Here is a 23,762-nt window from a genome sequence, read left to right as displayed (position 1 = left end):
TGTCCCGAAGTGGCTCGCTTGCGAGCGTGTTGGCGCCGGAGCTGGGGTTCGTGACCTCGATGTTCACCACGTAAGCGCGCTGCTCGGTGCCGCTGGCGCCAGCAACCACGATGCCATCGATCTGATTGCGCCCCGTGCTCGTAGCGGTAGCCGACACCGCCGCCGCATCTAGCGTGGTCGAGTAGGTCCCGTCAGCGCCTGTCGTCGCCGTGCCGAGAGGTCGCAACTGAAACTCGGAGTTGAGCGCCGGGAGCGTGGAAGCTGTGATAGGTGGCATCGCATAGACCGTCACCGACTCTCCGGAGATCGCCTGGCCAGTAGCATTGGTCACCGACCCAGATATGGTCGAACTAGCGACCGCCTCTGCTTTTGCGGGCGCCGGCACACCGCTCCCGGCCCATGTCGCGGCGATAACTCCGACTGTGATCAACGGAACAGCTCGACGCGCACGCCGGCCGACTGCTTTTTCTTTCATGACAGTAACCCCCGAGGTGAAGTGCCCGCTCCGTTGCGAGACAGCTCGGACAGTAGACCCAGGGTCGCTCGGCGCGCAATAGGCCAGCCGGAGCCTTTTCCCCGGGCTGCTCGCGGGTCCCTCGGACCCTGAAAGGGGCGCTCCGATCGACGAGCCCTGTTCTCAGCCCGGTCCGCAGAAGCTCGGTTGTCATCTGCGTGTCGCGGGGTGCAGCAACCTGGCCGACGCCTTCAGCGCACGGGTGCGACTCGCAAGAGCGAACTGCTGTTTTTGTCCCGATCAAGGTTAAGTAGGCGTATCACGGCGGGCCGCGCGCCGCGCGCCAGACGCATCCTCATGAGCAGCGCACCGCGGGCGACCTGGTGCGCTCCGCCTGAAGGACAAGCTCGGCAATCGCTCCAACGCGTCCTCCGAACTCGAGTTCCACGACGTGTATGCCGGTGCGGCTGGGTGGCGAGGAACGCGGCATGCGCACCATCATCGAGATGGTCGCGGCGACCCGGCTGGATTGCGAGCTCGGCTCCGCGTCGCTGATGAGACGTGCTGTGGCAGAAGCACATTGGTATGCCGCGCACCGGTCGGCCTTCGGCGGTCTGCTCATAGACAGGCCCGCAGCATCGCCGCCCGGATGGCGACCGTCTTGCAAGCCTCGCTGCTGGTGCGGCACAGCACGCCCGAGGTGGGGGACGCCTTCGTCGCCAGTCGCCTCGACGCACCTGCCGGCGTCTTCGGGGCGCCGCCCCATGGACTCGACACGGCCGCCATCGTCCGCCGCGCCGACCCCTTGCCCGCCTGAAACCCACGCGAATCCGGGGGAGGGCGGCGGATATCCTGACCGGCGTCCAGCCCACGCCCGAAGGAGAGCCCCCGTGGCCATGCGTATGTCGTCCCTGTTCCTGCGAACCTTGCGCGAGGACCCGGCCGACGCGGAGCTGCCGGGGCACAAGCTGCTGGTCCGGGCGGGCTACGTGCGCCGGGTGGCGCCGGGCATCTACAGCTGGTTGCCGCTCGGCATGAAGGTGCGCGCCAAGGTCGAGGGCATCATCCGCGAGGAGATGGAGGCGATCGGCTCGCAGGAGGTGCTCTTCCCGGCCCTGCTGCCGCGCGAGCCCTACGAGGCGACCAACCGGTGGACCGAATACGGCCCCAACCTGTTCCGGTTGAAGGACCGTCGCGACACCGACATGCTGCTCGGCCCGACCCACGAGGAGATGTTCTGCCTCGCGGTGAAGGACATGTACAACTCCTACAAGGACCTGCCGCTCGCGCTCTTCCAGATCCAGACGAAGTATCGCGACGAGGCGCGTCCGCGCGCGGGCATCCTGCGCGCCCGCGAGTTCGTGATGAAGGACTCCTATTCCTTCGACGTCGATCAGGCCGGCCTGCAGAAGGCGTATGACGCGCACCGCGATGCCTACATCAAGATCTTCGAGCGGCTCGGTTTCGAATACGTCATCGTGCACGCCGACTCCGGCGCCATGGGCGGCTCGGCCAGCGAGGAGTTCCTCGCGGTGAGCGAGCACGGCGAGGACACCTTTGTGCGCGACGAGAGCGGGTATGCCGCGAATGTCGAGGCCGTCGAGGTGCCGCAGGCCGCACCGGTCGAGGTGACCGCCGGCCCCGCCCACGTCGAGGACACTCCGGACACCCCGACCATCGAGACCCTGGTCGCCGCGCTCAACAAGGACCACCCGCGCGACGACGGCCGCGAGTGGACCGCGGCCGACACTCTCAAGAACGTGCTGGTCATGCTCGTCCACCCCGACGGCACCCGCGAGCCGCTGGCGATCGGCGTGCCGGGCGACCGCGAGGTCGACCCCAAACGGCTCGAGGTCAAGGTGGCCCCGGCCGACGTGGAACCCTTCGAGGACAAGGACTTTGCCGCTCACCCGACCCTGGCCAAGGGCTATATCGGTCCTGGTGTGCTGGGCACCGACAAGGCGAGCGGCATCCGCTATCTGCTCGACCCGAGCATCGCCGAGGGCAGCGCCTGGGTGACCGGCGCGGACAGCCACGGCCGCCACGTCATCGACCTGGTCTACGGCCGCGATTTCACCGCCGACGGCACGATCCAGGCCGCGCAGATCCGCGAGGGCGATATCGGTCCTGGCGGGCTGCCGCTGCGCCTGGCTCGGGGCGTCGAGATGGGCCACATCTTCCAGCTCGGCACGAAATATGCCGAGGCGCTCGGCCTGAAGGTCCTTGACGAGCACGGCAAGCTCGTCACGGTCACGATGGGGTCGTATGGCGTGGGCGTCACCCGCGCGGTGGGGATGATCGCCGAGGACAACCTCGACGAGCTCGGCCTGATCTGGCCGCGCGAAATCGCTCCCGCGGACGTGCACGTCGTGGCCACCGGCAAGGACCAGGCGGTCTTCGTGCGCGCCGAGGAGCTGGTGCGCGGGCTGGAGGACGAGGGCCTGGAGGTGCTCTACGACGACCGGCAGAAGGTCAGCCCCGGCGTGAAGTTCAAGGACGCCGAGCTGATCGGCGTCCCGACGATCGTCGTGCTCGGCAAGGGCCTGGCCGACGGCACCATCGAGATCAAGGACCGCCGCTCCGGCGACCGCCGCGACGTGCCGGTCGACGACGCGGTGGCCGAGGTGCTGCGCGAGGTGCGCGGCTCGTGACCGTGCGGGCGGTGCTGTTCGACTGGGGCGGCACGCTCACGCCGTGGCACGGAGACATCGACGTCCGCGCCGAATGGCAGGCGTATGCCGCCGCCTGGCAGGGCGACGACCTGCTCGTGGAGTCACTGCTGCACCAGTGCGAGGCCGCCTGGCAGCGCTCCAGGGAAGACCACACCAGCGCCTCGATCGAGAGCATCGCCGAGGCGGCCGGGCTCGACCCGGCCGACGAACGGCATACGGCCGGGTTGATAGGTCATCAGGAGTTCTGGAAGGAGCACACCTTCACCGATCCGCTCGTGCGTCCGACCTGGGAAGCCTTGCGCGACATGGGAATTCGCATCGGCGTGCTGTCCAACACCTTGTGGACAGGCGGCTACCACCGCGCGATCTTCGAGCGCGACGGTGTCGCCGAGTTGATCGACGGCGAGGTCTACTCCAGCGAGATCCCGTGGACCAAGCCGCACCCGCAGGCCTTCCGTGCGGCCGCCGATGCGGTGGGTGTCGCGGTCGCCGAGAGCGTGTATGTCGGCGACCGGCTCTTCGAGGATGTCCACGGCGCCCAGGGCGCCGGCATGCGCGCGATCTGGGTGCCGCATAGCGACATTCCCGTCGCGCAGCGGGTCGAGACCGGCGCGACACCCGATGCGGTGGCCCAGGAAATCAGCGATGTGGTGCGGATCGTGCGGGAGTGGAACGCCAGCGGGCAGTGAGCCGTTGGACCAGGCGGCCACCCATAGGGGGGCATGCGATCATGACCGCCATGACCACGACGAAGGACGATTTGGTGACCGACGCCACCACCGCCCCGCGGCGCGACATCACGGCTTGGATCGGCCTGGTGCTCCGGCTGATCGTCGGAGCCGTGATGCTCTGGGCCGGCATCACCAAGGCCATGAACCTCTCCGAGACCCAGATGGCGACCCGGGCCTTCCAAATCCTGCCCTACGAGCTCGCCGGAGCCTGGGGTCTGGTGATGCCCTTCGTCGAGATCCTCGTCGGGGCGCTGCTCGTGGTGGGCTTGTTCGTGCGGCCGGCGGCGATCGTCGCCGGACTGCTGATGGTCGCGTTCATCATCGGGATCATCTCGGTCTGGGTGCGCGGGATCAGCATCGACTGCGGCTGCTTCGGTGGCGGCGGGACGACCAAGGAGCCGGCATACCCGATGGAACTCGCGCGCGATATCGCGCTCTTCGCCTGCTGCGCCTGGCTGATCCTCAAGCCCCGCACCAAGTTCGACCTGGACTCCAAGCTCTGGGGCTGACCCCCGGATATCACCGATTCGATCGAGACGACAAGGACACCTGATGCCCCGCCCCGACGCTTCCGCCAAGCTCGCCCAGGCCAAACCCAAGGACCGCTCCGGTCTGCGCAACGCCATCATCGCGGCCATCGCCGTGATCGCCGTGGTCGGCATCGTGGTGGCGATCTTCGCCACCCGCGGCTCAGGCAACACGGCCGCGGACGGGCCGAAGGGTTCCAACCCCGGTGGCAAGGGCGTCGTCGCCTATCCGGGCAAGGCGGCCGAGGGCGCACCGGTGGTCGACCTCTACGAGGACTTCCAGTGCCCGATCTGCAAGCAACTGGAGACGACCAATGGCTCGGCGATCGACGCTGCGGCCAAGGCCGGCAAGATCAAGCTCGTCTACCACATGATGTCCTTCCTGGACGACAACCTGCGCAACGACGGGTCCAAGATCGCGGCCAACGCCTCGTTCTGCGCCTCGGACGCCGGCAAGTTCCCGCAGTTCCACAAGGCGGCCTTCGCGGCCCAGCGGCCGGAGGAGCAGGCGCAACAGGGCGACACCTTCAGCGTCAACGAGGTGAAGGGATATGCCAGCAAGATGGGCCTGAGCGGCTCGGCGCTGACGACCTACCAGCAGTGCGTGTCGAGCGACAAGTACAGCAAGTACGTCACCGCCACCCAAACCCAGTCCAGCAAGGACGGCGTCAACGGCACCCCGACCCTGAAGATCAACGGTCAGGCGCTCGACCAGAACCAGATGGGCGGCCTGCTGAACGACCCCGGCAGCTTCGACGGCATCCTGGCGCAGTACGCCAAGTGAGCGCCTAACCCGTCATCGCCTTCGCGGCGGCGATCCATTGCGTGATCGCCGCCGCGTCGTCGTCTTCGGCTGACCACAGGGCGTTGAGGACCAGGCGGCAGAAGGTCCACGCGAGGGCGCGTTCTTCAGCCAATCCCGCTGTCTCACAGATGATTCCGAGGCGCAGCCGCAGGTGCGCGCGCAGGTTGTATGCCGATTGCGCCTCCTCCCAGCGGTTCCACACCGCGGGCGCGACGCCGAAGGCCCACTCACCCGCGAGGGGTTTGGGGTCGATCGCCAGCCAGGGCTCCCGGTCGGCGGCGAGGGCGTTTTCGTAGTGCAGGTCCTGGTGGATCAGGTGGGCATCGACGTCCGGGTCGGTGATCAACTCGGTCATCTGGACGGCAGCCTGATCGGTCAGCCTGCGCGGCACCGCGTCAGAACCCTTGTGGCACAACGCGATCCAGCGCTGCGCCTCCGACGACAGACGCTGGAGCTGGGGGATCGCGGGCCGGTCCAGCCGGGTGAACAGGCGGCCGAGTTGCTCGCAGGCCTCGAGCAGGTCCACGGACGTGAGGTCACGGGCGCCGTCGAGGCGTTCGAGCACCAGGGCGTAGGTCGCCGGGTCCGCGGCCAGCAGCCGGACCGCTCCGCGGCCATCCCAGGTGCGCAGGGCGAGGTGTTCGAGCGAGGCCTCGGTGTGCGGCCAGGAGAGCTTGAGCACCGCGGGCGTGTCACCGCGCCGGACCGGCACGACGATGGCCGCGACGCCATGCCGCACCGGCCCCTCGTCGACGGCGAGTTCGAACCGATCCAGCGACCGCTCGATCAGCGCCGGCAGTCCGGCCAGCCAGTCGTCACCGCTGATCGCGGGCTCGGGCGGGCGTCCGGCGACCAGGTCGACGAAGGACGCCGGAATGGTCACGCTCACCGCAACCCCGGGAAGGCGGCCGGGGCGACACCCGCAGTCCACGCCGCACTCAGGAAGACACCCCAAGTGCGCACCAGCCCGACCGCTCCGTCGGCACCACCCAGCCCGTCGCGGGTGCCGGTCGCGTGCCCGCAGGCCTGCACGACATCGGCGAGGACGCGCTGCACCAGCTGGGTGCGGCGTTGTGGCGTGTCGGCCGCGACGGGCAGCGAGAAGGCCGTGGGCGGAGCAGGCGCCTTCGCCCCGGCCGCGACCTCGATGCGCGAGCGCTCGGCATACAGCATGGTGAGCAGGGCGCGCAGGGTCGTGCGCTGGGCGAGCGGGGTCTTGGCGATGGCGACCTCGACGGCATAGGTGGCCCGGCGCACGGGGGTGAGCAACGCGTTCGCGACGGAGCCGGACACGGGCGCCGGGTCGGCGGCCGGCGGGGCGCCGAGCAGGCTGCTGCCCGCAGCCTGGGTCGCGGCGATCACCAGCAGCATCGGCATGATCGCCGGTTCGGCGCCCGCGATGGCGCGCACCACCGCGGGCGTGGCGCCCTCGCTCTCGACCGCGAGTGGGGTCGCGCCGTCGGTGGACGGCAAGGTCGGCGCGGAGGTCGGCACCCGCACCCCCTGCGACGCGGCGACCTCGATGACCTTGCGACTCTGGGTGAGGTGCACCGACGCCAGCCGGGTGCCCCACGGCGAGGCGGCCGCGCCCACGGTGGTCGCCGCGCGGTTCAGCCGGTCGATCGTCGCGAGCAGCAGTTCGCCATCCGGCGGAGGCCCTTGGGTCGGTATGCCGGGGATCCGCGGCGCGCTGCGTTCGAGGCGCACGCCGCAGCCAGCGAGGGCCAGGATGCCGCCGGCGAGAACGGTCCGGCGGGCCAGCGGGGCAACTGGACGGCGGGACACCCGGACATCCTGCCACGGGCGACTGCGCTCACCGACCGGTCGGCCATCTCGCTGGATGGGATCACGCCTGCATTAGTTCGCGTTTATCGGAGCGAAATGCGAAGTTATGCGAGTGACTGCGACGACTCCCACCAAGACGCACGGCCAGTGGGCCCTCGACGAGCGCGAGCCGCTCAACCACAACGAGGAATTCAAGGCCGAGGACGACGGCCTCAACGTCCGTCGCCGGATCGAAGAGGTCTATGCGCGTGAGGGTTTCGCCTCGATCGCGCCGGACGACCTGCGCGGCCGGATGCGCTGGTGGGGCCTCTACACCCAGCGCCGGCAGGGCATCGACGGCGGCCGGACGGCGAGCATCCCGCCGGAGGAGCTCGACGACGAATACTTCATGCTGCGCGTGCGTTGCGACGGTGGCGCCCTGTCGACCGAGCAGTTGCGGGTGATCGCGGGCATCTCCACCGAGTTCGGTCGCGACACCGCCGACATCACCGACCGGCAGAACATCCAGCTGCACTGGATCCGGATCGAGGACGTGCCGGAGATCTGGCGCCGGCTCGAAGCGGTCGAGCTGTCGACCACCGAGGCGTGCGGCGACTGCCCGCGGGTGCTGCTCGGCTCGCCGGTCGCCGGCGTCAGTGCCGAGGAAGTCATCGACGCCACCCCGGCGATCCGGGAGATCTCGCGCCGGTGGATCGGCGACCCGACGATCTCCAACCTGCCCCGCAAGTTCAAGACCGCGATCTCGTGGCTGCCGGACACCGCGCCGGAGATCAATGACGTGTCCTTCGTCGGTGTCGTGCACCCCGAGCTCGGCCCCGGCTTCGACGTGCTCGTCGGCGGCGGCCTGTCGACCAACCCCAAGCTCGCGGTGCGGCTCGGTGCCTTCGCCACGCTGGAGGAGGTCCCGGACGTCTGGCGCGGCGTCGTGGAGATCTTCCGCGACTACGGCTACCGCCGCCTGCGGCACCGCGCCCGGATCAAGTTCCTCGTGCAGGACTGGGGGCCGGAGAAGTTCCGCGAGGTGCTCGAGACCGAATACCTCGGCCGTCGCCTCGCCGACGGGCCGGCCGCGCCGGTGTCGGAGGTGCCGATGGACCACATCGGCGTGCACGAGCAGACCGACGGACTGCGGTATGTCGGGTTCGCGCCGGTCGCGGGCCGGGTGTCCGGCGCCGTGTTGTCGTCGGTGGCCGACGCGGCGGAGGCGGCCGGATCGCAGCGGGTGCGGCTCACGCCATACCAGAAGCTGCTGGTGCTGGACGTGGCCGAGGACCGGGTCGAGCCGCTGATCGAGACCATGCGCCCACTCGGGCTGGAAGCTCGCCCGACGCCTTGGCGCCGCTCGGTGATGGCCTGCACCGGCCTGGAGTTCTGCAAGCTCGCGATCGTGGAGACCAAGCAGCGCGCACGTGATCTGGTCGACGAGCTCGAGCAGCGCCTCGACGGTCTCGGCCTGGACACCCCGGTGTCGATCCACCTCAACGGCTGCCCCAACTCGTGCGCCCGCATCCAGACCGCCGACATCGGCCTCAAGGGCCAGATCGTCACCGTGGGTGAGGAGCAGGTCGAGGGCTTCCAGGTGCACCTGGGCGGCGGCCTCGGCGCCGACGCCGGCTTCGGCCGCAAGCTGCGCGCACTCAAGGTGACCTCCGCCGAGCTCGGCGACTATGTCGAGCGGGTGGTGCGGCGGTTCGACGAGCAGCGCGTCCCCGGTGAGCGGTTCGCCGAATGGGTCCAGCGCGCCGAGGAGGCCGATCTGCGATGACGACGGCGACGATCGACCGCCTGCGCGATATCGCCCGCACCGAGGGGCCGCGGCTGGAGAAGCTCGACGCGCTCGAGGTATTGCGTTGGGCCGCAGACGAATTCGGTCGAGGGCTGGCCGTTGCCGCCTCGATGCAGGACACCGTGCTCGCCCACCTCGCGAGTCGCGCGCTGCCCGGTGTCGACGTGCTCTTCCTCGAGACCGGCTATCACTTCACCGAGACCCTGCAGACCCGCGATGAGGTGGCCCGCCGGTATGCCGTGACCGTGCGCGACTTGCGCTCGCGGCTGACCGTCGCCGAGCAGGACGAGGCCTACGGCAAGGACCTGTTCGCCAGCGATCCCGACCTGTGCTGCGCCCTGCGCAAGACCCAGCCGCTCGACGAGGCCCTCGACGGCTACGACATCTGGGCCACCGGGGTGCGGCGTTCGGAGTCGCCGACCCGGGCCAACACACCCGTGCTGGCCTTCGACGAAAGACGCGAGATCCTCAAGCTCGCCCCGCTGGCGACGTGGACCGACGAACAGGTCGAGGCCTATGCCAGCGAACACGACGTGGTCACGAATCCCCTTCTGGCACAGGGTTATCCGTCGATCGGCTGTTGGCCGTGTACCCGCCGCGTGGCGCCCGGTGAGGACCGCCGCGCGGGCCGCTGGTCAGGCACCGACAAGACCGAATGCGGCATACAGCTCTGATCCCCGACAGACCCAAGCCTCAGGAACCCTCCATGACTCACGCTGCCTCTCGACGACAGTTCCTCGCTCTGCCGCTGCTCGGCGCCGCCGGCGTCGCGCTGTCCGCGTGCAGCCGGCGCGCGGCGGGCGCGACCCCGTCGTCCGCCGCGAGCACCGCGGCCGCCAAGACCCTCCGGCTCGGCTATTTCCCCAACCTGACCCACGCGGTGCCGGTGCTCGGCGTCGCGGGTGGCGCCTACGCCAAGGCGCTCGGCGCCACCGCGCTCAAGACGCAGACCTTCAACGCCGGACCGTCGGCCACCGAGGCGCTGCTCGCCGGGTCGATCGACGCGGTCTACCTCGGTCCCAACCCGGCGATCAACGCCTACTCCAAGAGTCGTGGAGCGGTGCGGCTGATCGCCGGCGGCGCATCGGGCGGTGCGGCCCTGGTGGTGCATCCCTCGATCACCTCGGTCGCCCAGCTCGCCGGCAAGCGGATCGCCACCCCGCAGCTCGGCGGCACCCAGGACATCGCCGCAAAATACTTCTTGCGCCGCAATGGGTTCACCGTCAACGGCTCCGGCGCCAAGAACGTCCAGGTGATCGCGCAGGAGAACTCCCAGACGCTGCAGTTATTCAAGGAGGGGTCGATCGACGGCGGCTGGCTGCCCGAGCCGTGGGCCACTCGGCTGCAGATCCAGGGCGGCGGCAAGGTGCTCGTCGACGAGCGCACGCAGTGGAAGGGTGGCCAGTTCGTCACCACGAACCTGCTGGTGGCCAAGACCTTCCTCACGCAATACCCGGAGACGGTCAAGGCCCTGCTCACCGCGCACGTGCAGACCGTGCAGCAGATCAACGGCGACCGCACCAAGGCGGCGACCGACCTCGACGCGGCGCTGGCCAAACTCACCGGCAAGAAGCTGCCCGCAGGCGTCGCCTCGGCCGCGCTCGCGAAGGTCACCGTCGGCTGGGATCCGTATGCCGCCAGCCTGCAGCAGGTGGCCGACCACGCGATCGAGATCGGCCTGCTGAAGAAGACCGACCTGCGGGGCATCTACGACCTGGCTCCGCTCAACGCGGTCCTCAAGGCCGCGTCGCTGCCCGCCGTCTCCGACGCCGGGCTCGGGACGAAGGGGAATTCATGACGATCACCGAGACCCGCGCCGCGTCGGCGGTGCAGCCGCGCGTGCGTGTGAGTGGGGTGACCAAGGTCTTCCGGCAGGCGGGCACACCCGTCGTCGCGCTCGACGGCATCGACCTGGAGGTCGGCGCCGGTGAGTTCGTCACCGTGCTCGGTGCGTCCGGCTGCGGCAAGAGCACGCTGCTGTCGCTGCTCGCCGGCCTGGAGCAGCCGACCTCGGGGGAGATCGAGGTCGCCGGCTCCCGGCCGGCGCTGATGTTCCAGGAGTCGGCGCTCTTCCCGTGGCTGACCGCCGGTGCCAATATCGAGCTGGCGCTCAAGCTCGCCGGTGTCCCGCGCTCCGAGCGCCGCGACGGGGTGGCCGAGTTGCTGCGCCTGGTGCGGCTGGAGGGCGCGGCGGGGCGTCGCGTCCACGAGCTGTCCGGTGGTCAGCGGCAGCGCATCGCCCTGGCCCGCAGCCTCGCTCAGGGTGCCGAGGTGCTGCTGATGGACGAGCCGTTCGCGGCGCTCGACGCGATCACCCGCGATGTGCTGCACGAGGAGCTCGCCCAGCTGTGGCAGCGCACCGGGATGAGCGTGGTCTTCGTGACCCACAACGTGCGCGAGGCCGTCCGCCTGGGCGAACGGGTGGTGCTGCTGTCCTCCCGCCCCGGCCGCGTGCTGCGCACCTGGGAGGTCGGTATGACGCAGCCGCGCAGCATCGAGGACCCGGGCGTCGCCGCCTTGTCAGTGGAGATCACCCAGGCGCTGCGAGAGGAGATCAGCCGTCATGCCGCAGCCTGACGCCGCGCACGGCGGGAGCGCCGCGACCGCTGCGCCGACCGCACCCATCGCGTCGAAGGACGACGACCGGCTCGACCGGCTCAGCCACGGCCTCGACGCGCTGGAGCACCCGGCGCAGCGTCGCACCGTCGACTGGATGGCGATCGTCGCTCCGATCGTCGTCGTGGCCGGCCTGATCGGCATCTGGCAGCTCGTCTGGTGGAGCGCGTGGAAGCCGGAGTCGACGCTGCCGTCACCGCTCACGGTCGGCTCGACCCTGTGGTCGCTTGTCGCCGACGGCACGGCCTGGGGTGTGGTCTGGACCAGCCTCAGCCGGGGTCTGCTGGGTTTTGTCATCGCGGTGGTGGCGGGCACGGTGCTCGGCGTGCTCGTGGGTCAGGTTTCGTTGTTGCGCAAGGGTTTTCGCCCCTTGCTGTCGGCATTGCAGTCGCTGCCGTCGGTGGCGTGGGTGCCGTTCGCCATCATGTGGTTCGGCCTCGGCCCGGCGACGATCTACTTCGTCATACTCCTCGGCGCGGTGCCGTCGGTCGCCAACGGCCTGATCGGCGGTCTCGACCAGACGCCGCCGATCCTGCGCCGCGCGGGTCAGGTGCTCGGCGCCGGGCGGCTCGGTCTGGTGCGGCACGTGTTGCTGCCCGCCGCCCTGCCGACCTATCTGTCCGGCCTCAAGCAGGGGTGGGCCTTCTCCTGGCGCTCGCTGATGGCCGCCGAGGTGATCGTGAACAGCCCCGAACTCGGCACCGGTCTCGGCCAGCTGCTGCAGAACGGCCGCGACATGCTCGACATGCCGACCGTCATCGCGGCGATCGGGCTGATCCTCGTGGTCGGTGTCGTGGTCGAGCTGTTCCTGTTCGGACCGCTGGAGCGCAAGGTGCTCCGCGATCGCGGTCTCGCCGCCAGCGGCCTGTAGTCGACGAGCGCGTCAGGAAAGTCGACATTGTGTCGGGTTTCTCCGGTCGGTCCCGCTCCACGCCCGCCTGCGCGTCAGGAAAGTTGACATTGTGTCGGGTTTCTCCGACCGGTCGGGCTCCACGCCGGCTTGGTCGTTAGGAAAGTTGACATTGTGTCGGGTTTCTTGCGCTGGCCGGGCGGTATGCCGGGGTCTGCGTCCGGAAAGTTGACATTGTGTCGGGTTTCTCCGGCCGTTCCCGCTCCATACCGGCCTGCGCGTCAGGAAAGTTGACATTGTGTCGGGTTTCTTGCGCTGGTCGGGCGGTATGCCGGGGTCTGCGTCCGGAAAGTTGACATTGTGTCGGGTTTCTTGCGCTGGTCGGGCGGTATGCCGGGGTCTGCGTCCGGAAAGTCGACATTCTGTCGACTTTCCGGAGGTGCTCGCCCAGGGGCGAGCGCGCAGGGGGAAGTCGCGCACAGGCGTGTTGGCTCAGAGGCGAGCGAGCCGGTCCAGGACGTCGGTCCAGCCCTGACGCAGTCCGTCGCTCGGGCTCCCGGTGGCGACGCCGTCACGCAACTCGTGCTCGAGGTCGACCCGCACCCCGTCACCGTCCCGCGTCAATCGCACCCGCACGACATCGGCAACCTCCTGCGTGCCTTCGCCGCCGAGCCACCACCAGGTCATCTCCAGCAGCGTCGGCTCCTCGACAGTGAGGAACTCACCCCGCGCTCCGATGCCGGCCGCCTTGGACTCGAAGTGGTAGGTCCCACCGGGCCGGGCGTCGATCCGGTAGGTGGTGTCCGGCAGTTGCGGCCACCACCAGGCGGCCAGCCCTTCGGGAGTCGTCCAGGCCCGCCATACCGTCGGCAGGTCCGCGGCGACGGTGCGGGTGAAGGCGATCGAGTCGGTCATGAATCCTCCAGGTGACGTGCAAGCGAATCGAGTTGGCCGGTCCAAAAGGTCTGCAACTGCGCGAGATAGGCGGTCGCGTCGTCGAGTGCGCCCGGCCGCGCCGTGCACCACACCGTGCGGCCGGACTTGCGCCGCTCGATCAGCCCGGCGTCCTCGAGCACGGCGAGGTGCTTGCGCATGCCGGTGAGCGTGATCGGTGCGCACAGCCGGGAGAGCTCGGTGGTGCTGTGCGGGCGTCGGCAGCACGCCGCCATCACCTGCAGCCGGGTGCGGTGCCCGAGCGCGGCGAACACGTCCTCCCGATGCTGAACCATAAGGTTCAGTATTCGCCAGCGGTCCGCGGAACGCAAGTGAAGAGCGGGGATCGGTCGGGTTAGGCTGTGTCTTCCCAAACCGAAGATCGACGGAGCCGTCAAGGAGCCAGTGATGACCTCGCAACGAGCTGCGGACATCGACCAACTGCTCGCTCCGGCTCTCGCCCCGCTCGGTCTGGTGGTCGAGGACGTCACCGTGACCCCGGCCGGCAAGCGCCGGGTCGTGCGCGTCCTGGTCGATCGCGAACTCTCCGGCCTGCAGGACGAGACCTCGCCCGTGCCGCCGCTCGACCTCGACCTGGTCGCCGACGCCACCCGCGCGGTCAGCGACCGCCTGGACAGCTCCGATCTGATGGGGGACCAGCCCTACGTGCTGGAGGTGAGCTCGACCGGCGTCGACCGTCCGCTCACGCAGCCGCGCCACTTCCGCCGCAATGTCGGTCGCCTGCTCACCGCCACCCTCGCCGACGGCTCGCAGGTCGAGGGCCGACTCGAACGCGCGGGCGAGCGTGACATCGACGTGGCCGTCGCCGGTGCCGACGGCAGCATCGCCACCCGCACCATCCCGTATGCCGACCTGGGCCGGGTCCGCGTGAACGTCGAGTTCTCGCGCGCCGAGCCCGCCGATGACGAAGGAAAGGACCGCTGATGGACATCGACATGGCCGCACTGCGAGCGCTGGAGCGTGAGCGCGAGATCCCGATGGACGTCATCGTGCCGGCGATCGAGCAGGCGCTGCTCACGGCATACCACCGGGTCGACGGCAGCTACCACAACGCGCGAGTGGAACTCGACCGCAAGACCGGACACGTCGTGGTGTGGGCCCGTGAGGACGGCGAGGTCGACGACGAGGGCAACCGGGGCGAGCCGGGCCCGGAGTTCGACGACACCCCGAACGACTTCGGCCGGGTGGCCGCCGCCACCGCGCGCCAGGTGATCGTGCAGCGGATGCGCGATGTCGAGGACGAGGCGATCCTCGGCGACTTCCGCGGCCGCGAGGGCGACATCGTCGCCGGCGTGATCCAGCAGTCCAGCGACCCGCGCAATGTGCACGTCGACTTCGGCACCGTCGAGGGCGTGCTGCCGAGCTCGGAGCAGGTGCCGGGGGAGACCTACCGCCACGGCGAGCGCATCCGTTGTTATGTCGTGTCGGTCAAGCGCGGGCTGAAGGGTCCGCAGATCATGCTGTCGCGCACGCACCCCAACCTGGTGCGCAAGCTGTTCGCGCTGGAGGTCCCGGAGATCGCCGACGGCACCGTCCAGATCGCGGCGCTCGCGCGTGAGGCGGGCCACCGCACCAAGATCGCGGTGTTCAGCAAGGACTCCTCGGTCAACGCCAAGGGCGCGTGCATCGGCCCGATGGGCTCGCGTGTGCGGGCGGTGATGACCGAGCTGGGCGGCGAGAAGATCGACATCGTCGACTTCAGTGAGGACCCGGCGACCTTCGTGGCGGCGGCGCTCAGCCCGTCGCGGGTGGAGTCGGTCGAGATCGTGGACCGGGCCGGCAAGTCCGCACGCGTCGTCGTGCCCGACTTCCAGCTCAGCCTCGCCATCGGCAAGGAGGGCCAGAACGCCCGGCTCGCGGCCCGGCTGACCGGGTGGCGGATCGACATCCGGCCCGACAATGCCCCCGAGGTGAGCGCCGGCGTCGGCCACGACGAGACGACCGAGCCCTCGGCCGCTCCCGGGGCCGAGGCCTGACTGCGATAGACTGTGTGGTGAGCGGTCGTCCGCCTGTTCGACAATCCCCTCCGTCCGCACCGGCTCACGCCGGGATGCGGACCTGCGTCGGGTGTCGATCACGCGACGAGCGCTCAGCACTGGTGAGAGTGGTGCTCGAGGGTGGGGACGTCGTTCCCGATCCCGAGCGCCGGCGGCCGGGCCGAGGGGCCTGGCTGCACCCGACCGCGGAGTGCCTGGACAAGGCGATCTCGCGGCGGGCCTTCGGGCGAGCCTTGCGAGCGACCTCCCCGGTCGATGCGAGCCGGCTGCAGGCCTGGGTCTCGACCCTTCACCCCGGTCCGGCACCCGCCGGACCGGACGGCATACCGGAAAGCGGGTTTGACGCTGATGAGCACCCGATGAGTACTCAGCGATGAGCACGTACACCCTTTGACGGTTCCGTCCGCCCGGCCCTGAGGCCGACCGCTCGGACCGTCGCCAACCCATCAAGGAGAAGTGTGGCCAAGGTCCGAGTTCACGAGCTCGCCAAGGAGCTCGGGATCGAGAGCAAGGAACTCTTGGCGTACCTCAAGGAGCAGGGGGAGTTCGTCAAGACGGCGAGCTCCACCATCGAGGCTCCGGTGGTGCGCAAGATCAAGGAAAACCCGCCCGCATCCGCCAAGAAGGCTGACGCGGCGCCCGCCAAGCCCGCGGCGAAGACGACCGCGACCCCCAAGGCACCCGCGAAGAAGGCTGCGGCCACCGAGGCGACGCCCACGCCGGCGGCCCCGGCCGCTCCGGCGAAGGCTGCACCGGCGAAGACCGCCGAGAGCGCTCCGACGCCGGGACCCGGCCCCGCGCCGGCTGCCCAGGAAACCGCCGAAGCCCCCGCGCCCGCGAAGCCGGCCGCGTCGTCGGCTCCGGCGGCACCGGCCGGTCCCAAGCCGGGTCCGGCGGCTCCGTCCGCACCCAAGCCGAGTGCTGAGCGTCCGTCCGCGGAGCGCAGCTCTGGTGAGCGTGGCGGTTCGCCCCGTCCGGCGGCTCCCCGTCCGGCCGGTGGCCGTCCGGGCCCGCGCCCGGGCAACAACCCCTTCGCACCCAGCCAGGGCATGCGCTCCGGTGGTGGCGGCTCGCCGCGTCCGGGCAACAATCCCTTCGCGCCCAGCCAAGGTATGCCGCGTCCGGCCAGTGCTCGTGGTGCCGGCGGTTCCGCTGGCCCCCGTCCGGCAGCGCCGCGTCCCGGTCAGGCCGGCCCCGGTGGGCCGCGTCCGGGTGGTGCCCGTCCGAACCCGGGCATGATGCCGGACCGCTCGTCGGTGCGTCCGGGCACCAGCGGCGGCGGTCGTGGCGGCGGACCCGGTGGTGGTCGTGGCGCCGGTGGCGGTCCTGGTGGCGGTGGCGGTCGCGGTGGTTTCGCCGGTCGTCCCGGTGGCGGCGGTCGTGGCCCCGGCGGCCGTGGCGGCACGCAGGGAGCGTTCGGTCGTGGCGGTGGAAAGGTCCGCGGTCGCAAGTCCAAGCGCGCCAAGCGCCAGGAATTCGAGCAGATGCAGGCCCCCTCGGTCGGCGGTGTCACCGTCCCGCGCGGCGACGGCTCGACCGTGGTGCGCGTGCGTCGTGGTGCTTCGCTGACCGATTTCGCCGACCGGATCGACGCCAACCCGGCATCGCTGGTCACCGTGCTGTTCCACCTCGGTGAGATGGCCACGGCGACCCAGTCGCTGGACGAGGACACCTTCAAGCTCCTCGGCGCCGAGCTCGGCTACGACGTGCAGGTGGTCTCGCCGGAGGACGAGGAGAAGGAGCTGTTCAGCTCGTTCAACATCGACCTTGAGGCCGAGGCGGAGGCGGAGTCCGACGATGACCTGCAGCCGCGGCCGCCGGTCGTGACCGTGATGGGTCACGTCGACCACGGTAAGACCCGACTGCTGGACGCGATCCGCAATGCCGACGTGCAGGCGCACGAGGCCGGTGGCATCACCCAGCACATCGGTGCCTACCAGGTGCACCAGGAGCACGAGGGCACCGACCGGGCGATCACCTTCATCGACACCCCCGGTCACGAGGCGTTCACCGCCATGCGTGCCCGTGGTGCCAAGGTGACCGACATCGCGATCCTCGTGGTCGCGGCGGACGACGGGGTGATGCCCCAGACGATCGAGGCGTTGAACCACGCCCAGGCGGCCGACGTGCCGATCGTGGTCGCGGTCAACAAGATCGACGTCGAGGGTGCCAACCCGGCCAAGATCCGTCAGCAGCTCACCGAGTACAACCTGATCGCCGAGGAGTATGGCGGCGACACCATGTTCGTCGACGTCTCGGCCAAGCAGGGCGAAAACATCGACGCGCTGCTCGAGGCGGTGCTGCTGACCGCGGACGCCGCGCTCGATCTGCGGGCCAACCCGGACAAGGACGCCCGCGGTGTCGCGATCGAAGCCAACCTGGACCGCGGTCGCGGTGCGGTGGCGACGGTGCTCGTGCAGTCCGGCACCTTGCGGGTCGGTGACGCGATCGTCGCCGGCACGGCGCACGGCCGGGTGCGCGCCATGCTCGACGAGCACGGCAACCACCTGCAGGAGGCGCTGCCATCCCGTCCGGTCCAGGTGACCGGTCTGGCGTCGGTGCCCCGCGCGGGCGACACCTTCATCGTGGCGCCCGACGACCGCACCGCCCGGCAGATCTCGGAGAAGCGGGAGGCGGCCGACCGGCAGGCGTCGCTGGCCAAGGCCCGCAAGCGGATCAGCCTGGAGGACCTCAACGAGGCCCTCGCCGCGGGCAAGGTCGAGACGCTCAACCTCATCCTCAAGGGCGATGTGTCCGGTTCGGTCGAAGCCCTCGAGGACGCGCTCATGCAGATCGATGTGGGCGACGAGGTCGACCTGCGCATCATCGACCGTGGCGTCGGTGCGATCACGATGAACAACATCAACCTGGCGGTGGCCTCCGACGCGGTGATCATCGGCTTCAACGTGCGAGCCGAGGGTCAGAACGCGGAGTATGCCGAGAAGGAGGGTGTCGAGATCCGGTACTACTCGGTGATCTACCAGGCCATCGAGGAGATCGAGCAGGCGCTCAAGGGCATGCTCAAGCCGGAGTTCGAAGAGGTCGAGCTGGGCACCGCGGAGATCCGCGAGATCTTCCGCTCGTCCAAGTTCGGCAATATCGCCGGTTCGATCGTGCGCTCGGGTGAGATCCGTCGTGGTGCGAAGGCTCGCATCACCCGTGACGGTGTCGTCGTGGCCGAGAACGTCGAGGTGGCCGGTCTGCGCCGGTTCAAGGACGATGTCACCGAGGTCCGCGAGGGCTACGAGTGTGGTGTCAACCTCGGGTCCTACAACGACCTGCAGATCGGCGACCTGATCGCGACCTACGAGATGCGGGAAAAGCCGCGCGTCTGACGAAACACGCAGCGGAGGTTGTCGGCGAGCGGTGTCCTGAGCGAGCGAAGCGAGTCGAAGGGCGTCAGCGAGTCGGCGGCCGAAGCGGAGTGTGAGGAAGGCGCGCAGAAGTAATCGCGCGTCTGACGAAACACGCAACGGAGGCCCCGCATCCCCGGTGACGGGGGTGCGGGGCCTTTCCCCTGGAGCCCTCGGGAAATGGTCGCTCTTGCAGCCGGTGGGCTCTCCTACCGGTGTAGATCACCAGTTGGCGGCGTTGGTGATGCAGAACGGGTGCCCGCCCGGGTCGATCAGCACGGTCCACTGGCCCTCGCCGGGCTGCTCGTCCGGCTTGGTCGCACCGAGCTCGACCGCACGCTTGGCCGTCGCCTCGATGTCGTCCGAGGCCAGGTCGAGGTGGAACTGCTTGTGGCCGTCGTCCGGCCAGGACGGCGCCTTCAGGTCGGGCGTCGAGCCGAAGCCGAGGCGCACGCCCGGCCCCTGCACCATGGCGTACCCGTCGGCGTCATACATCTTCTCCCAACCGAGCAGGTCGCTGTAGAACTGCGCGGCGGCGCTGGCGTCGGCGACGTCGATGGTGACCATCGCGAGGCTGGCGGTGCTCATGGGTTTCCTCCTGATGAGTCGGTGACTGTGTCGGTGCCAGCACATACCGTGGAGCGCGTGGCGGATTGGACGAACGCGACAACCGGGCAGCGGGCGACCAGCGGCGTCGTGCTGGACCCGGCCGCGTTCGCCCGCCACGCGACGCTCCAGCGCGCGGCGCCGCCGGCTGAGCTGGCCCCGCTCGTCGACTACTACTGGTCGGTCGTCTTCGACCTGCCACCGGGCACCTCCTATGTCTCCACCCTGGTGCCCTCGGTGAGCACCCATTTGTCCGTCGAGTGGGGCGGCATCACGCGCGAGCAGGTGGCGGGCGAGGGCTGCTTCCTCACCGGCGCGGTGACCCGGCAGCGCTTCGACGTCCGGTTGACAGGCCGCGGCGGCGTCGCCGGTGTCGCCCTGCGCGCCGGCGTGCTGTTCGCCTCGACCGGGCGGCCGGCGGTCGAGGTCACCGATCGGGTATGCCGGGCCGACCGGTCGCTCACCCTCGCGCCCGAGGTCGCCGGATTGCGGGCCGGGCTGCCCGATGCGGCGCGGACCTTCGACGCCCACCTGGCGGCGATCCTGCGGCCACCGACCCACGAGGGGGAGACCGTCGCGACGGTGCTGGACAAGATCGACGCCGACCGGACGCTCACGACCGTGGCCGCCGTCGCGGCGCTGATGGGCACGACCGTGCGGTCCACCCAGCGCGCCTTCCGCCGCCAGTTGGGCGTCGGCCCCAAGTGGGTGCTGCTGCGCGCTCGGGTGCATGACGCGGTGGTCGCGCTGCACGCCGGCGGCGAGGAGTCCCTGGCGTCGCTCGCAGCCGGCCTGGGGTGGGCGGACCAGGCACATTTCATCCGCGATTTCACCCTGCTCGTCGGCGAGCCGCCGGGCTCCTATCGCCGCCGGGTGGGTGCGCCCAGCGGCAGCCACTAACCTGCGCCCCGTGTCCGAGTATCTGCTCCTGCTCGCCCCGTCCGCCAACCGGGTGTATGCCGACGCCGCGCCCCGCCTGGCCGCGGCCGAGGCCGGTGCCGTGCTGGGCGCCCTGGTCGGGCAGGTCGAGGTCGAGACTCGGGTGATCGCCGGGGTGCCCTATCTGGTGGTGCGCGTGCCGGAGGACGAGCGGGTGCCTGGCGTGCTCGCGCGGCTGTCGGCGACCTTCGCGGCATACCTGCCGGAGGGCGACCTGCTGCGGCCGCTGGAGTTGCCCGAAGTCCGGCGCTATCCGGACGATCTGGTGACCATCCAGAAGTACGCCGGTAAGACCAACGAGCAGTGGACTCGCTTGTGTCTCAACGTGACTGCCGCGATGACCGCCTGGCCGGCGCGGCTGCTCGACGGCAGCCTGCGGGTGCTCGATCCGTTGTGCGGCCGCGGCACGACGCTCAATCTCGCGCTGCTGCACGGGCTGGAGGTCACCGGCGTCGACATCGATCGCAAGGACTACGAGGCGTATGCCGCCTTCATCAAGACCTGGGCACGCGAGCACCGGTTCAAGCATCAAGTGGAGCAGAAGGCGCTGACCGTCGCCGGTCGCACGCGGGGGCGCCAGCTCACCCTGGAGATCGCGCCCGACAAGGCGGCGTTCAAGGCCGGGCACACCGACCGGCTGCGCTATGTCAGCACCGACGCGACCGATCTCGACGGGGTGCTGCGACCCACGAGCATCGACGTGATCGTGACGGACACGCCATACGGCGTGCAGCACGGCTCGCACGGTGACCGGCTGGCGCGCAGCCCGCTCGGCCTGCTGGACCGTTCGCTGCCGTCGTGGACGCGGGTGCTGCGCACCGGAGGAGCGATCGGGCTGTCGTATAACCGGCATGTCGCGCCGGTCGAGGAATTGCACGAACTGGTCGAGCAGCACGGCCTGACGGTCTGCGAGATCCCCGACGTCCGGCACCGCGTCGATGCCTCGATCGACCGCGACCTGCTCGTCGCGCGCAAGGCGTAGGTGGCGGCAGAGGCAGACATGGCGCCATAATGGCGCCATGCCCAGTGTCCAGATCAAGGATGTGCCGGAGAGCACGCACGCCGTCCTGCGACGTCGCGCGGCCGCAGCCCATCAGTCGCTGCAGGAGTACTTGCGATCTCGCCTGATCGATGAGGCCGCCCGCCCCACGCTCGACGAAATACTGGACGCAGCGGCCTCCCGTGACGGCGCTGCATTGACTGTTGTTGACACCGCGGAGATGGTGCGGGCCGACCGTGATCGTCGTTGACGCGAGCGCGCTCGTCGTCGGGTTGGTGAGTGGGGGCCCAGACGGCCACGCCGTGCGTCAAAGGTTGCGCGGCGAGGTCGTCGCCGCCCCCGAGCTGGTGGACCTCGAGGTTCTTTCCGTCCTGCGCCGGGGGGTCCGGTCGGGCGCGGTCGACCCGAGGCTGGCCGAGACCGCGATCCGTGACCTGCAGACAATGCCGCTCGAGCGCGCCCCACACCGGGCGCTGACTACGAGGTGTTGGGAGTTGCGCAACAACCTCACACCGTACGACGCCTGTTACGTGGCGCTCGCCGAGGCTCTCGACGCCGTGCTGGTGACTGGTGATCGCCGACTCGCTCAGGCGCCGGGACCGCGGTGCGTGATCGAGATGGTGCAGTCTTCGCAGTAGCCGTCGATTCCGGTGAGTCCCGCCCGTCATGGTCATGAGGGACGGACCGCCCGGCCCCAGCATCCGCGAAGGAGCTCGACATGAAGTACGTCATCCTCGTCCACTCCAACCCCCAACCCTGGGGGCACCCGACCGATCGGTTCACCGACGAGGGCCGCGCCCAGCCGGAGTCCTATTTCGAGCACTCCGGGGCCGGCTTCGAGGATCTGATGGCCACCATGCGGGAACGCGGCGAGCTCGTCACCGCCGCCGCCCTCGACGATCCGGCCAAGGCCAAGATCTTCTCCTGGACGCCGACCGAACACCCGGTCACCGACGGGCCGTATGCCGAGGCCGCCGAGCACCTCGCCGGGTTCTTCCTGATCGACGTGGCCTCGCAGCAGCGTGCCGAGGAGATCGCCGACCGGTTCGCCCAGCCCGGTGGCCGGATCGAGTTGCGGCCGTGCCAGGAGTGACGTCCGGCGCCGTCTAGGCTGGGTGACTGCCCACCCCCGCCTGTCGAAGGAGACGCCGTCATGGCCGACCCCGCACGCGCCCGCAAGATCGCCGAGCGCATCAAGACCCTGGTCGCCGAGTTCGTCGAGCGGCGGGTGAAGGACGAGCGGTTGGGCTTCGTGACCATCACCGATGTGCGGGTCACCGGCGACCTGCAGCACGCCTCGGTGTTCTACACCGTCTTCGGCAGCGACGCCGAGCGTGAGGACACGGCCGCGGTGCTGACCGAATGGCGCGGCCGCATCCGCTCGCACGTCGGCAAGGGCCTCGGCATCCGGCTGACCCCGTCGCTGGAGTTCATCCCGGACGCCATCCCGGAGGGCGCGGCCAATATCGAGGCCGCCCTCGCCGCCGCGCGCGAGCGGGACGCCGAGCTCGCCCGCAGCGCCGACGCCCAGCGGTATGCCGGGGACGCCGACCCCTACAAGAAGCCGCGCGTGTCCGACGAGGACGAGTGATCGACGGCCTGCTGCTCGTCGACAAACCGGCGGGCTGGACGAGTCACGATGTCGTCGGCCGCACGAGGCGGCTGGCCGCGACCCGCCGGGTCGGTCATGCCGGGACGCTGGACCCGATGGCCACCGGCGTGCTCGTGCTCGGCATCAACCGGGCGACCAAATTGCTCACCTATCTCGTCGGCTGCGACAAGGCCTATGACGCGACGATCCGGCTCGGGCAGGGCACGCTCACCGACGACGCCGAAGGCGAGGTGACCTCGTCACCCGGTGCGAGCGGACTCACCGACGAGCGGATTGCCGACGCGGTCGCCGCCCTGACCGGTGACCTGCTGCAGGTGCCGAGCGCCGTCAGCGCGATCAAGATCGACGGCAAACGCTCCTACGCGCGGGTGCGCGGGGGAGAGGACGTTGACCTGCCTGCGCGGCCAATCACGGTGTCGCACTTCGAGATTCGTGACCTGCGCCGCCACGACGACCTGATCGACCTCGACGTCAGCGTGGAAGTCTCGTCGGGCACCTATGTGCGAGCGCTGGCTCGCGACCTGGGTGCTGCGCTGGGCTCGGCCGGCCACCTCACCGCGCTGCGCCGCACGAGGGTCGGTGCCTACGACCTGGGCGCCTGCCACCGGCTGGACGACCTCGGTGCGACGGTCGAGCGAGGCGACCCGCTGCCCGTCATACCTCTGGCGGAGGCCGCGCGGGCCCAATTCCCGACCCGCGAGCTCACCGCGGACGAAGCGCAAGATCTGCGACACGGCAAGCGGATCGGCGCCACCGGCCTCGGTGCGGTGGCTGCGGCCGTCGGGCCGGGCGACGACCTCGTCGCGATGATCGACGACTCCGGCCGGCAGGCGCGCAGCCTCGTCGTCTTCCCGCCCGCCTGAGCGCAGCCAGCACCTGAGGGGCAGGTGAGGTGTCCGCAGATCTGCACGAGCGGTGGTGCGTTGGTGCGGACACGAGGTGCGGGGTGGATGCGGTGTCCGCAGATCTGCACGAGCGGTGGTGCGTTGGTGCGGACGCGCGGTGCGACCGCTGGCGTCCCGAACTCTGACGCCAGATGCGACTCAGTCGCAGGACGTGATTAGGATGGCGGTCG

Annotated in this window: 26 protein-coding genes; 21 read left to right on the top strand and 5 right to left on the bottom strand. The window is 69.9% G+C overall.

Going from position 1 to position 23,762, the window contains the following annotated elements:
• The first annotated feature begins 1,103 nt into the window (after positions 1-1,103).
• From G9U51_RS00655 to G9U51_RS00635, 5 genes are all read left to right on the top strand, one after another.
• Positions 1,104-1,271, top strand: a complete 168-nt coding sequence (locus G9U51_RS00655; protein ID WP_166191722.1) for a hypothetical protein — start codon at positions 1,104-1,106, stop codon at positions 1,269-1,271.
• A gap of 73 nt (positions 1,272-1,344) precedes the next feature.
• Positions 1,345-3,105, top strand: a complete 1,761-nt coding sequence (locus tag G9U51_RS00650; protein ID WP_407941402.1) for a proline--tRNA ligase — start codon at positions 1,345-1,347, stop codon at positions 3,103-3,105.
• A complete protein-coding gene (locus tag G9U51_RS00645) occupies positions 3,102-3,815 on the top strand; it encodes an HAD family hydrolase (RefSeq protein WP_166191720.1) in 714 nt (237 codons plus the stop codon). Before G9U51_RS00650 ends, G9U51_RS00645 begins: the two co-directional genes overlap by 4 nt.
• Positions 3,816-3,865: 50 nt before the next feature.
• Positions 3,866-4,366, top strand: coding sequence for a DoxX family protein (locus tag G9U51_RS00640; protein ID WP_166191717.1), 501 nt, complete (start codon positions 3,866-3,868; stop codon positions 4,364-4,366).
• Positions 4,367-4,409: 43 nt separating this feature from the next.
• Entirely contained in the window at positions 4,410-5,168 is a 759-nt protein-coding gene (locus G9U51_RS00635; protein WP_166191714.1) for a DsbA family protein, read from the top strand.
• Between the two features lie 4 nt (positions 5,169-5,172).
• On the opposite strand, the gene G9U51_RS00630 is transcribed toward G9U51_RS00635, so the two are convergent.
• Together G9U51_RS00630 and G9U51_RS00625 are read right to left on the bottom strand one after the other, a co-directional pair.
• Positions 5,173-6,078 carry an aminoglycoside phosphotransferase family protein gene (locus tag G9U51_RS00630; protein WP_328823233.1) on the bottom strand — a complete coding sequence of 302 codons (906 nt, stop codon included), beginning with the start codon at positions 6,076-6,078 and terminating at the stop codon, positions 5,173-5,175.
• A complete protein-coding gene (locus G9U51_RS00625) occupies positions 6,075-6,974 on the bottom strand; it encodes a hypothetical protein (RefSeq protein WP_166191708.1) in 900 nt (299 codons plus the stop codon). Before G9U51_RS00625 ends, G9U51_RS00630 begins: the two co-directional genes overlap by 4 nt.
• Before the next feature lie 106 nt (positions 6,975-7,080).
• Between G9U51_RS00625 and G9U51_RS00620 the strand changes: the two genes are divergently transcribed.
• The 5 genes from G9U51_RS00620 to G9U51_RS00600 are packed head-to-tail and all read left to right on the top strand — an operon-like array spanning position 7,081 to position 12,247.
• Positions 7,081-8,739 (top strand): nitrite/sulfite reductase, encoded by a 1,659-nt coding sequence (locus G9U51_RS00620; RefSeq protein ID WP_166191704.1) that lies wholly within the window; start codon positions 7,081-7,083, stop codon positions 8,737-8,739.
• The gene (locus G9U51_RS00615) at positions 8,736-9,434 is read left to right on the top strand and encodes a phosphoadenylyl-sulfate reductase (RefSeq protein WP_166191701.1); all 699 of its coding nucleotides are present in this window, start codon (positions 8,736-8,738) and stop codon (positions 9,432-9,434) included. Before G9U51_RS00620 ends, G9U51_RS00615 begins: the two co-directional genes overlap by 4 nt.
• A gap of 32 nt (positions 9,435-9,466) precedes the next feature.
• Positions 9,467-10,558 carry an ABC transporter substrate-binding protein gene (locus G9U51_RS00610; protein ID WP_166191698.1) on the top strand — a complete coding sequence of 364 codons (1,092 nt, stop codon included), beginning with the start codon at positions 9,467-9,469 and terminating at the stop codon, positions 10,556-10,558.
• Positions 10,555-11,337 carry an ABC transporter ATP-binding protein gene (locus G9U51_RS00605; RefSeq protein WP_166191695.1) on the top strand — a complete coding sequence of 261 codons (783 nt, stop codon included), beginning with the start codon at positions 10,555-10,557 and terminating at the stop codon, positions 11,335-11,337. The genes G9U51_RS00610 and G9U51_RS00605 overlap by 4 nt, the downstream gene beginning before the upstream one ends.
• Positions 11,324-12,247: an ABC transporter permease gene (locus G9U51_RS00600; protein ID WP_166191692.1), complete on the top strand. Its 924-nt coding sequence runs from the start codon at positions 11,324-11,326 to the stop codon at positions 12,245-12,247. Before G9U51_RS00605 ends, G9U51_RS00600 begins: the two co-directional genes overlap by 14 nt.
• Positions 12,248-12,718: 471 nt before the next feature.
• Here G9U51_RS00600 and G9U51_RS00595 read toward each other — a convergent pair whose 3' ends face one another.
• Positions 12,719-13,141: an SRPBCC family protein gene (locus tag G9U51_RS00595; RefSeq protein WP_166191689.1), complete on the bottom strand. Its 423-nt coding sequence runs from the start codon at positions 13,139-13,141 to the stop codon at positions 12,719-12,721.
• Positions 13,138-13,455: an ArsR/SmtB family transcription factor gene (locus G9U51_RS00590; RefSeq protein ID WP_166191686.1), complete on the bottom strand. Its 318-nt coding sequence runs from the start codon at positions 13,453-13,455 to the stop codon at positions 13,138-13,140. Before G9U51_RS00590 ends, G9U51_RS00595 begins: the two co-directional genes overlap by 4 nt.
• 112 nt (positions 13,456-13,567) lie before the next feature.
• Between G9U51_RS00590 and rimP the strand changes: the two genes are divergently transcribed.
• The 4 genes from rimP to infB all read left to right on the top strand — a co-directional run bounded on the left by rimP (position 13,568) and on the right by infB (position 18,512).
• Positions 13,568-14,104: a ribosome maturation factor RimP gene (gene rimP / locus G9U51_RS00585; RefSeq protein ID WP_166191683.1), complete on the top strand. Its 537-nt coding sequence runs from the start codon at positions 13,568-13,570 to the stop codon at positions 14,102-14,104.
• A complete protein-coding gene (gene nusA / locus G9U51_RS00580) occupies positions 14,104-15,156 on the top strand; it encodes a transcription termination factor NusA (protein WP_166191681.1) in 1,053 nt (350 codons plus the stop codon). The genes rimP and nusA overlap by 1 nt, the downstream gene beginning before the upstream one ends.
• Before the next feature lie 74 nt (positions 15,157-15,230).
• The gene (locus G9U51_RS00575; RefSeq protein WP_166191678.1) at positions 15,231-15,554 is read left to right on the top strand and encodes a YlxR family protein; all 324 of its coding nucleotides are present in this window, start codon (positions 15,231-15,233) and stop codon (positions 15,552-15,554) included.
• A gap of 81 nt (positions 15,555-15,635) precedes the next feature.
• Positions 15,636-18,512, top strand: a complete 2,877-nt coding sequence (gene infB, locus G9U51_RS00570) for a translation initiation factor IF-2 (RefSeq protein WP_166191675.1) — start codon at positions 15,636-15,638, stop codon at positions 18,510-18,512.
• Positions 18,513-18,752: 240 nt separating this feature from the next.
• Here infB and G9U51_RS00565 read toward each other — a convergent pair whose 3' ends face one another.
• The gene (locus G9U51_RS00565; protein WP_166191672.1) at positions 18,753-19,118 is read right to left on the bottom strand and encodes a VOC family protein; all 366 of its coding nucleotides are present in this window, start codon (positions 19,116-19,118) and stop codon (positions 18,753-18,755) included.
• 57 nt (positions 19,119-19,175) lie between these two features.
• On the opposite strand from G9U51_RS00565, the gene G9U51_RS17705 reads away from it, so the two are divergent.
• The 7 genes from G9U51_RS17705 (at position 19,176) to truB (ending at position 23,550) form a co-directional block, all read left to right on the top strand.
• On the top strand, positions 19,176-20,036 hold the full coding sequence (locus tag G9U51_RS17705) for a helix-turn-helix domain-containing protein (RefSeq protein ID WP_166191669.1): 861 nt from the start codon (positions 19,176-19,178) through the stop codon (positions 20,034-20,036).
• A gap of 10 nt (positions 20,037-20,046) precedes the next feature.
• Positions 20,047-21,057: a TRM11 family SAM-dependent methyltransferase gene (locus tag G9U51_RS17700; RefSeq protein WP_166191666.1), complete on the top strand. Its 1,011-nt coding sequence runs from the start codon at positions 20,047-20,049 to the stop codon at positions 21,055-21,057.
• 37 nt (positions 21,058-21,094) lie between these two features.
• The gene (locus tag G9U51_RS00550) at positions 21,095-21,325 is read left to right on the top strand and encodes a FitA-like ribbon-helix-helix domain-containing protein (protein ID WP_166191663.1); all 231 of its coding nucleotides are present in this window, start codon (positions 21,095-21,097) and stop codon (positions 21,323-21,325) included.
• Positions 21,312-21,713: a type II toxin-antitoxin system VapC family toxin gene (locus G9U51_RS00545; RefSeq protein WP_166191660.1), complete on the top strand. Its 402-nt coding sequence runs from the start codon at positions 21,312-21,314 to the stop codon at positions 21,711-21,713. Before G9U51_RS00550 ends, G9U51_RS00545 begins: the two co-directional genes overlap by 14 nt.
• 80 nt (positions 21,714-21,793) lie before the next feature.
• A complete protein-coding gene (locus tag G9U51_RS00540; RefSeq protein ID WP_166191657.1) occupies positions 21,794-22,168 on the top strand; it encodes a YciI family protein in 375 nt (124 codons plus the stop codon).
• 60 nt (positions 22,169-22,228) lie between these two features.
• On the top strand, positions 22,229-22,666 hold the full coding sequence (gene rbfA / locus G9U51_RS00535; RefSeq protein ID WP_166191654.1) for a 30S ribosome-binding factor RbfA: 438 nt from the start codon (positions 22,229-22,231) through the stop codon (positions 22,664-22,666).
• Positions 22,663-23,550 carry a tRNA pseudouridine(55) synthase TruB gene (truB, locus tag G9U51_RS00530; RefSeq protein ID WP_166191651.1) on the top strand — a complete coding sequence of 296 codons (888 nt, stop codon included), beginning with the start codon at positions 22,663-22,665 and terminating at the stop codon, positions 23,548-23,550. The genes rbfA and truB overlap by 4 nt, the downstream gene beginning before the upstream one ends.
• The last annotated feature ends 212 nt before the right edge of the window (positions 23,551-23,762 follow it).

It is taken from the genome of Metallococcus carri, from assembly GCF_011440275.1.
Taxonomy (GTDB): domain Bacteria; phylum Actinomycetota; class Actinomycetes; order Actinomycetales; family Dermatophilaceae; genus Metallococcus; species Metallococcus carri.
The sequence above is the reverse complement of the archived record's forward strand: the minus strand, read 5'-3'. Positions and strand labels throughout refer to the sequence as shown.

Excerpts from the sequence above, each read along its gene's own strand:
- G9U51_RS00655 (WP_166191722.1), top strand. The coding sequence starts at position 1,104 with ATGGCGACCGTCTTGCAAGCCTCGCTGCTGGTGCGGCACAGCACGCCC.
- G9U51_RS00640 (WP_166191717.1), top strand. The coding sequence starts at position 3,866 with ATGACCACGACGAAGGACGATTTGGTGACCGACGCCACCACCGCCCCG.
- G9U51_RS00635 (WP_166191714.1), top strand. The coding sequence starts at position 4,410 with ATGCCCCGCCCCGACGCTTCCGCCAAGCTCGCCCAGGCCAAACCCAAG.
- G9U51_RS00620 (WP_166191704.1), top strand. The coding sequence starts at position 7,081 with ATGCGAGTGACTGCGACGACTCCCACCAAGACGCACGGCCAGTGGGCC.
- G9U51_RS00615 (WP_166191701.1), top strand. The coding sequence starts at position 8,736 with ATGACGACGGCGACGATCGACCGCCTGCGCGATATCGCCCGCACCGAG.
- G9U51_RS00610 (WP_166191698.1), top strand. The coding sequence starts at position 9,467 with ATGACTCACGCTGCCTCTCGACGACAGTTCCTCGCTCTGCCGCTGCTC.
- G9U51_RS00605 (WP_166191695.1), top strand. The coding sequence starts at position 10,555 with ATGACGATCACCGAGACCCGCGCCGCGTCGGCGGTGCAGCCGCGCGTG.
- G9U51_RS00600 (WP_166191692.1), top strand. The coding sequence starts at position 11,324 with ATGCCGCAGCCTGACGCCGCGCACGGCGGGAGCGCCGCGACCGCTGCG.
- G9U51_RS00595 (WP_166191689.1), bottom strand. The coding sequence starts at position 13,141 with ATGACCGACTCGATCGCCTTCACCCGCACCGTCGCCGCGGACCTGCCG.
- G9U51_RS00590 (WP_166191686.1), bottom strand. The coding sequence starts at position 13,455 with ATGGTTCAGCATCGGGAGGACGTGTTCGCCGCGCTCGGGCACCGCACC.
- rimP (WP_166191683.1), top strand. The coding sequence starts at position 13,568 with ATGACCTCGCAACGAGCTGCGGACATCGACCAACTGCTCGCTCCGGCT.
- nusA (WP_166191681.1), top strand. The coding sequence starts at position 14,104 with ATGGACATCGACATGGCCGCACTGCGAGCGCTGGAGCGTGAGCGCGAG.
- G9U51_RS00575 (WP_166191678.1), top strand. The coding sequence starts at position 15,231 with ATGCGGACCTGCGTCGGGTGTCGATCACGCGACGAGCGCTCAGCACTG.
- G9U51_RS00565 (WP_166191672.1), bottom strand. The coding sequence starts at position 19,118 with ATGAGCACCGCCAGCCTCGCGATGGTCACCATCGACGTCGCCGACGCC.
- G9U51_RS00550 (WP_166191663.1), top strand. The coding sequence starts at position 21,095 with ATGCCCAGTGTCCAGATCAAGGATGTGCCGGAGAGCACGCACGCCGTC.
- G9U51_RS00540 (WP_166191657.1), top strand. The coding sequence starts at position 21,794 with ATGAAGTACGTCATCCTCGTCCACTCCAACCCCCAACCCTGGGGGCAC.
- rbfA (WP_166191654.1), top strand. The coding sequence starts at position 22,229 with ATGGCCGACCCCGCACGCGCCCGCAAGATCGCCGAGCGCATCAAGACC.